Origin of the sequence: Gemmata sp., from assembly GCF_051859125.1 — a bacterium.
Taxonomy (GTDB): domain Bacteria; phylum Planctomycetota; class Planctomycetia; order Gemmatales; family Gemmataceae; genus Gemmata.
Genome location: NZ_JBHYGG010000079.1, coordinates 67,840 through 75,729 on the forward strand (window position 1 = coordinate 67,840; position 7,890 = coordinate 75,729).

The 7,890-nt window shown below is 72.3% G+C and carries 4 protein-coding genes; 2 read left to right on the forward strand and 2 right to left on the reverse strand.

The window, feature by feature from the left end:
• The first annotated feature begins 166 nt into the window (after nt 1–166).
• Nucleotides 167–2,632, forward strand: a complete 2,466-nt coding sequence (locus ACTIGN_RS09310; protein ID WP_439623089.1) for a serine/threonine protein kinase — start codon at nt 167–169, stop codon at nt 2,630–2,632.
• A gap of 466 nt (nt 2,633–3,098) precedes the next feature.
• Here the strand turns inward: ACTIGN_RS09310 and ACTIGN_RS09315 are convergent, their stop codons facing one another.
• Together ACTIGN_RS09315 and cheB are read right to left on the reverse strand one after the other, a co-directional pair.
• Entirely contained in the window at nt 3,099–5,228 is a 2,130-nt protein-coding gene (locus ACTIGN_RS09315) for a hypothetical protein (RefSeq protein ID WP_439623091.1), read from the reverse strand.
• A gap of 175 nt (nt 5,229–5,403) precedes the next feature.
• A complete protein-coding gene (gene cheB, locus ACTIGN_RS09320) occupies nt 5,404–6,435 on the reverse strand; it encodes a chemotaxis-specific protein-glutamate methyltransferase CheB (RefSeq protein ID WP_439623093.1) in 1,032 nt (343 codons plus the stop codon).
• Nucleotides 6,436–6,558: 123 nt separating this feature from the next.
• Between cheB and ACTIGN_RS09325 the strand changes: the two genes are divergently transcribed.
• Nucleotides 6,559–7,785 (forward strand): DUF790 family protein, encoded by a 1,227-nt coding sequence (locus ACTIGN_RS09325; protein ID WP_439623094.1) that lies wholly within the window; start codon nt 6,559–6,561, stop codon nt 7,783–7,785.
• Nucleotides 7,786–7,890 lie beyond the last annotated feature (105 nt).

Here is a 7,890-nt window from a genome sequence, read left to right on the forward strand (position 1 = left end):
CCCGGCCCCCCGTTCCAGGGCGGTTCGGGTCGTGCCGGCGGGAATTCCGCCCGGCGTGCGGATTGTGGTGTTGTTGTGGGGAAAGCGGGCTACAATCCGTAGACCGGCCGCACATCCAGAACACCCGCCGGACCTCTTCCGTTGGTCGGCCGACCGGGTACCCGGGATGCAGATTACGACCGTTGATGCCCTGTGCCAGGCGCTGCGCGACAGCAAGCTCCTCACCGACGAGGAGCTGCTGGTCCCGGTCCGGGAGTTGGAGCCGCACTGGGGCGACCTCCCGGCCGCCCTGAAGCTGCTGGTCGAGCGGAAGTACGTCACCGTATACCAGCTCCGGAAGGTGATCCACGCGAAGGCCGAGGAACTGTTCCTGGGGCCGTACGTCATCCTCGACAAGCTCGGGGAGGGCGGCATGGGCCGCGTGTACAAGGCCCGGCACGTCCGCATGGGCCGCCAGGTCGCGCTGAAGATCATCCGGCCGAACCTGCTCTCGAACCCGATTATCCGCGGTCGGTACCAGCGCGAGGTCGAGGCCGCCGGCACCCTGCGGCACCCGAACATCGTGTGCGTGGACGACGCGGGCGAGTCGCACGGCAAGTACTACATGGCGATGGAGTTCGTGGACGGCATCGACCTGTCCCGGCTCATCAAGGACCGCAAGCCGCTCGACGCCGGCGAGGCGTGCGAGTACGTGCGCCAGGCGGCGCTCGGGCTCCAGCACGCGCACGAGAACGGGTTCGTCCACCGCGACATCAAGCCGTCGAACATCATCGTGTCCGGGGAGCGGCACGTCGCGCACGCGAAGAGCCCCGCGGTGGTCAAGATCCTCGACATGGGCCTGGTGCGGCCGCTCGGGTTCGACGACGTGCCCGGCGCCGCCGAACTGACCCGGGCCGGGACCGTCGTGGGCACCCCCGACTACATGGCCCCCGAGCAGGCGAAGAACTCCAGCGGCGTGGACCCGCGGGCCGACCTCTACAGCCTCGGCTGCACGCTCTACTACCTGCTCACGGCGCAGGCGCCGTTCCCCGACGGGTCCCCGATCGAGAAGCTGCTCAAGCACCAGCTCGACCCGACCCCGCTGGTGCGGGCGAGGCGGCCCGAACTGCCCCAGGTGCTGGACGACATCATCGGCCGCCTGACGGCGAAGCGGCCCGAGGACCGGTACCCGTCGGCCGCGGCCGTGGCCGAGGTCCTCGCGCCGATCGCCGCGCTCAACCGCGGCCCGGTCGCCGCCCCGCACCGCCCGCGGGCCGTCGCCTCGGCGGCCGTTCCCGTCCCCCTGGCCCGTGCGGAGCCCGCCGCGCCCCCGCTCGCGACACCGGCGCCCGGCGTCCCCGTGATGCCCCCGCCCCCGTCGTCGCAGGCGGTCCCGGTCCTCGCCGCGCTCCCCGCCGACTACCCGGTCGCGCCGTCCGACCCGACGCCCCGCCCGCCCGGGCTCCCCGCGGGGCTCCAGCCGCTCCTCGAAGCCCCGTCGCCGTTCGCGGCGCTGGCCGACCCGCCGTCCGTGCCGCTCGGCCTCTCGATGGTGGGCGCAGAGCCCGCCCCCGACGAGGCCAAGGCCGTCGAACCGGTCGCGGGCCGCGGCGTGCCCCGGACGTGGTGGATCGCGGGTGCCGTGGTCGCGGTCGCGGTCCTCGCGGTCGGCGTCGTGCTGACGCAACTCGGCGGGAGGCCGGCACCGCCCGGACCGCCGGGGCCGGTCGCGCCGCCGGTGCCCCCGCCGCCGAAGCGCCCGGCCGTCACCCCGAAGCTCGACCAGATGGTCAAGCTGCACCCGCAGGCGCTGCTGGTCCCCGACGGGAGCGGGCTGGTCGTGGTGGCGTACCCCGCGACGTACTTCAAGGAGAAGGACACGCCGTTCGCGAAGGGGACCGGCCCGACGCGGCTCGCCCAGTGGGCGCACAAGCTCGCGGAGGACACGAAGCTCGACCCGTTCAAGACCGACCGGCTGATCTACACCGCCTCGGCGTCCGCCCCGGACCGCTACTTCATGACCTCCGAGGGGCCGTACGTCACCCGCGACTTCGCCCCGGAGCTGTTCTCGCTGCCGCGCAACCCGTTGTTGAAGCGCGATCAGGTGGTCCGGAACTTCCTCGCCCCGGGGTGGCGGCACACGGCGGTGTTCACCCCGCCGACCGGCGCACCGGTGTACGCGGTCATGTCGAGTGACGAGTACCTGGAGAAGATGCGGCCGCGGTTCGCGACCGAGCGCACGCCGCCGTCGCCGGAACTCGACACCGGCATGGTCCCGGCGCTCAACGAGGCGGCGGAGAAGCCCCCGCTGCTGTTCGCGGTCGCCGGCGAGAGCTACAAGCTCCCGTTCGGCGAGAAGCGTCCGCTCGGCGACTACGGGATCGAGCTGGTGACGCTCCGCGTCCAGATGCAGGAGCGCGTCGAGATCGAACTCGCCGTCACCGGGGCCGACGCGGAGGTGCTGCGGCAGGGGGTGAGGGAGATCACCCAGGGGCTCCGGGCCGAGAAGCTCCCGTGGGGCAACACGCTCGCTGACTTGCTCGCCAAGCCCGGCAACGGCGTGCGGCAGGACTCGCGCTACCGGTGGACCATCAAGACGAGCTGGACCGCCGACCAGTTCTCGACCTTCCTCGACCACTGCCTGAGCGAGTGACGTGCGCTCCCGTGTCCTCGTCGCGCCGCGGAGCGGACGCGACGAGGGCAGGGCAGCGCCACCCACGTCAAGACTGAAGCAACTCGCCAGAACCCTGGTTCTCAACGCGGCAACGCGCCCCCAGAATGGCCGCGACCCGGGATTGGCCCTGGGTCGCGATTCGCAGATTAAGAAGTGGCGGCGGAAGGGTTCGCGTGGCACCCCCTCACCCGCCGCGAAGCGCGGCGACCTCTCCCCCGAGACCGGGGGCGAGGTGTTGCCCCTGGTTCTGGTGGCACGGGCCTCCGGCCTGTGTTCGCACGCACAGGCCGGAGGTCCGTGCCACCGGACCGACCACCCCCACCTCGCCCCGTTCCTACGGGGAGAGGTCGCGACGAGGCTCTGCGAGTCGCGGGTGAGGGGGTGCCACCTGAACCCGACACCAACTCCGCGGCACGCATTCTGCCACCAGTTGGAACCAGTCCCATCAGTTCCCCTTTGCGCGCTTCAGTTCGGCCCCCAGCCAGCCGGTGAGGGCGTCGAACGCGGCGGCGTCCTTCGTGCGGAACGCCTCGTACTCCGGGGCGTCCTCGGGCGGCATGTCCTTGTCGGCGGCGACCCGCTTCAGCATCCCCCCGAGCACCTGCTCGCGATGGCGGGCGTCGTTGCTCCTCACCCACGCCTCGCGGGCGGCCCGGTCGAACGGGTCGAAGGCCAGCTTCGGGATCGGGTTGAACGCGGGCCGGCCGACCCCCGCCACGTCGTGGCACCGGAGGCACGCGGTCGTGGGCACCACGGCGACCTCGCGGTCCTGCTGCCCCGGGGGCAGGGCCACACTCGGCCCGCTGGCGTAGTCGGCGCGGGCCAACTTGACCGCGCGGCCGACCTTGTGGGCCGCGGCGACGTCGGCGACCGCGGCGGCGAACCGGTCCTTGAACTCCTCGCGGTCGGGGATGTCGTTGGCCGTCAGAGCGTCCCGGAAGTGCGGGGTCGCGAACACTTCCTTCGCGAGCGCCGCGGCGGTGACCTTCGACCGCTCGATCTCGTTGGCGAGGGTCGCGAGGGCCGCCGCCAGGAACTTCCGGTCGCCCTCGGTGAGGCCGATGGTCCGGGCGAGCGCGGCGGCGCTCACCGCCGCCGAGGGCCGGGCCGGCACCGCGACCTGCGATCGGAGGAACGCCCGCGGGTTGCTCGGCTGCCGGTGGCTCGGCACCCCCGGGTCGCCGGCCGCGCGGCGGGCGTCGTACGCGCCGACGATCTTCGGGTTCCCGCCCCAGGTGATGATCGTGTCGGTCCGCTGCGCGCTGCCGCCGCCCCACCCGGTCGGCTGGTTCGAGGTGACCGTCCGCAGCGTGCCCACCGAGCCCGACGGGCTGAAGTCCCCGAGGGTGTTCAGGCTCGCCCTGTGGATGGCGACGAACTCGTCCGCGAACGCCGGAAAGTTGGAGCTGAACGCGAGGTCGAGGTCGCGCCGCGCGAGCGCGTTGCTCTGGTCGATCGGGAGCGGGGCGGCGATCGCGGCGAACAGCACGGCGAGGGCGCGGCGGCCGTCGGCGGTGCGGGTCATGGCCCGGTACACGTCGCGGTTCCGGGCCAGTTCGGCCCCCTGGTGGACGGCCGCGTCGCACGCCTCCGGTTCGGGCACCACGAGCGAGATGCCGTCGAAGGTCGTGGCCTCCTTCAGTTCGGCCAGGCGCGCGTTGTTGCGGAGACCCGCCGACCAGCCGCCGACCGGCTCGGTCGCCACGAGGTTCGCGTCGAACTTCGGCGGGCCGTTCGGGTCGCCCGGAGGGACCGCCTTCCCGTTCAGGCCGGGGACGTCGAGCGCCTTGAGGACGCTGGCCCGCACGACATCGTTGTGCGTGCTGTTCGACCACGGCCCCTGCCCGAGGATCGGCCCCTTGTTGCGGTGGCACGTGAAGCACCGGACGCCGTCGAGGATCTGCACCTCGGGCGCCGGCCCGCCGCACTCGATAACGCCGAAGTCGAACCGCTTGTTGCGGCTGTTCCAGGAGATGATCTCGATCGACTTCGCGCGGAACCCGGTCGCGGTCTTCTCCATGTTGGCGGCGAGGAACAGTCGGCCTTTGACCGACGGCTCGGTCGCCCTCGCGGCGCTAATCGGCGGCACCGGCACGTCGCGGGACGCCGCACCGAACCCGGTCCCGCCGAGCCGGACGCCGCCGAAGCCGCCGAGGTTCGGGACCCCGTTGAAGACCGGCTTCGCGGGCCGGCCGGGCACCAGGGCATCCTTCTCGTCGCCGTCGGCCGCGGCCCCGAGATCGGCGGGCCGGCCGCCGGGCCGCAGCGCGATGACGACCCGCGGGGTCGCCAGGCTCGACGACGAGTTCACGGCCGAGAACGGAACGGGCAACTGGGCGACGTCGCCCAGCTTCTTGAGTGCGGCGACGAGTTCCGCGCCGCTGGCCGGGACGCGGTTGCCGTTCGCCCGGATCACCGCGCCGAACGCGGTGTGGTCGTAGGTGCCCACCGCACGGGGGGCCGGGGCCGCGCCCTCGTCGGCGGCCGCGGGCCGAACCGCTGGGAATCCGAGGAGGGCCGCTCCCGCGAGCGCGAGGCACCCCGTACCGGCGAAGGTCCTGGTGAGCGCTGTCATCGGTCCCCCTGAGCGAACGCGGCTCGGGCCCCGCGCGGTTCAACTGGACCGCAGGCCCGGAGAATCGGACCAACCCCTCCAACAGGAACACCCGCTCGCACGGGGCGTTGGGGCAAAGATCGGAATTTCGCCTGTTGTTCCACTGCGGGGAGGTGACGCGGACCTGCGGACGAGATCAGCGTTTCTGTAAGGCGCGAACGTGGGCGGCGACGGCCGGCCCGATCTGCGGCAAGGGGAGCACCTCGCTCGCCGCGCCCATCTCGGCCGCGGCCTTCGGCATCCCGTAGACCACGCACGTTCCCTCGTCCTGGGCGATGGTGTGCCACCCCGCGAACTTGAGGCGCAGCAGGCCCTCCGCGCCGTCGGTCTGCATCCCGGTGAGGAGGACGCCGACGCCGGGCTGCGGCCACCGCGCCGCGCAGCTGGAGAACAGAACGTCGATGGACGGGCGGAACGGGTACCCCTTCGGGAACGGCGTGTACCGCAGGTACCGCTCCGGGGAGAGTTCCAGGTGGTCGTCGCTGGCCGCAACGAGCACGGTTCCCGGCGCGGGGTGGTCCCCGTCGCGGGCGCACCGGACCGGGAGCGCGCACCGCTGCCCGAGCTGCTGGACGAGCCCGGGGGTGAACTCCGCCGCGATGTGCTGGACGATGAGGACCGCGGCGGGGAAGTCGGTCCGGAACGCGGAGAGCACGACCCCGAGCGCGTCCGGCCCGCCGGTGGACGCGCCGAGCACCACCAGTTGGGGGGCGGTCCGGGACGGAGCGGGCGGCGGGGGCAGAACGGGAACGGCCAGCCACGACCGCGTGACGTCACCGAGCGCCGCGCCCAGCTTCGCGAGCCGGGCGACGAGCTTGTCGCCGTTCAGGACCGAGCCGTCGGCCCCGAACGTCGGCGTCTCCACGGCGTCGAGCGCCCCGGCCCCCATGGCCCGGATGACGAGTTCGTAGTTCCCGGTGACGGTGGCGGTGACCACCAGAATCGGGCACGGCGACGCCCGCATGATCTGCCGCGTGGCCTCGACCCCGTTGAGCCGGGGCATCACTAGGTCCATGAGGATCGCGTCGGGCCGGTCCGCGGCGGCCTTGCGCACGGCCTCGTCGCCGTCCCCGGCCTGCCACGCCACCGAGTTCCCCGGAACGGAGAGGACGAGCCGCCGGAGGACTTCACGCGCCAGGGCCAGGTCGTTGACGATCGCGATCCGCATAGTGTGAGTCTAAGGCTTTCGCCGCCGGCTTGCGAGGTGTCCCGGGACGCGACCGGCGCGGCGGCTAAAATGGCGGCACGGCGGCCCCGCGGCCGCCCGGCGTTCACCCGAGGAGAGTGTCCGGTGCTCACAGGAAAACTCGTCCGGGTGCGGCACGCCAAGAACAAACTGGTCCCGCTCTACATCGAGCCGGCCGACCCGTCGCTCGTGGCGCTGGCGGATCAACTCCTGTTGGCGTACCGCGACTCTCCGGGGCGGACCCGCGGGGAGATCGCCGAGGACCTGACCGACTTCATTCCCGAGGGGCCGCGGGGGCTGCTCCCGGCCGGGCTCGCCAAGCTCCTCGAAGACCGGTGCGAGTTCGAGGTCGAGGCCGAGCAGCCGCCGGGGGAGTTGCGCGAGGCCGCGTTCGTCGCAGCCGCGGTGGCACGGGCCGAGGCGGCGAAGGCCGGCGTCCCCTTCGACCGCGCCGCCGTTCTCGCCGAGGTCGGGCGGTCGCTGACCGCCCCGCTGACGCCCGAGCAGATCGACCGCTCGCTGTTCGCGGACCTCAAGGACGAGCAGCGGGTGCAGGCGTTCGACGACATCAGCCCCGAGCACCTGTTGAACCGGTACAACGTCGCGCTGGCGCAGGCGATCCTGCTCCGCTGCACGGCGATGGAGGTCCGCATCTGGGGCGAGACCCCGGCCCGGTTCCGGCAACTGTTCCGGGCGGTCAAGTTCCACCGGCTCATCTGCTCGATCAACGAGTCGGCCGGGAACTCGTACACGCTCAAGCTCGACGGCCCGCTGTCGCTGTTCTCCTCGACGAACAAGTACGGCATGCAGCTCGCGCTGTTCCTGCCGGCGCTGCTGCACTGCAAGACGTTCGACCTGAAGGCGAACGTTCGGTGGGGGACCGAGCGCAAGGAGAAGCTGTTCGCGCTCTCCGGCGCCGACGGGCTGCGGTCGCACACCGCGGACTTCGGCGTCTACACGCCGCCCGAGTTGCAGATGTTCGCGGACAGCTTCGCGACGAAGGTGAAGGGCTGGGTACTCGCGACCGAGCCGCACCCGATCAACCTCCCCGGCGGCGTGTGGGTGCCGGACTTCGAACTGACGCACCCGGTGACCGGCAAGAAGGTGTTCGTCGAGGTGTACGGGTTCTGGCGGAAGGGGGACGTGGAGGAGCACTACAAGAAGCTCCAGCGCGGCGTGCCCGGCAAGTTCGTCTTGTGCGTCGGTGAGCAGATGCGGGCCGACGAGGACGCCGAGGTGAACTTCGGCAACGGGGTTTACCGGTACAAGCGGACCCCGCTGCCCGAGGAAGTGGCCCGGGTCGCGGCCGCGGTCGCGGGCATCGGGGCGTAAGAAGTGGTGGCGGAATGGAGTGGCGCGGCTGGGGCAGGACGAGCGCTCGCCCCCTCACCCGCGACTCGCAGAGCCTCGTCGCGACCTCTCCCCCGAGACCGGGGG

Excerpts from the sequence above, each read along its gene's own strand:
- ACTIGN_RS09310 (WP_439623089.1), top strand. The coding sequence starts at position 167 with ATGCAGATTACGACCGTTGATGCCCTGTGCCAGGCGCTGCGCGACAGC.
- ACTIGN_RS09315 (WP_439623091.1), bottom strand. The coding sequence starts at position 5,228 with ATGACAGCGCTCACCAGGACCTTCGCCGGTACGGGGTGCCTCGCGCTC.
- cheB (WP_439623093.1), bottom strand. The coding sequence starts at position 6,435 with ATGCGGATCGCGATCGTCAACGACCTGGCCCTGGCGCGTGAAGTCCTC.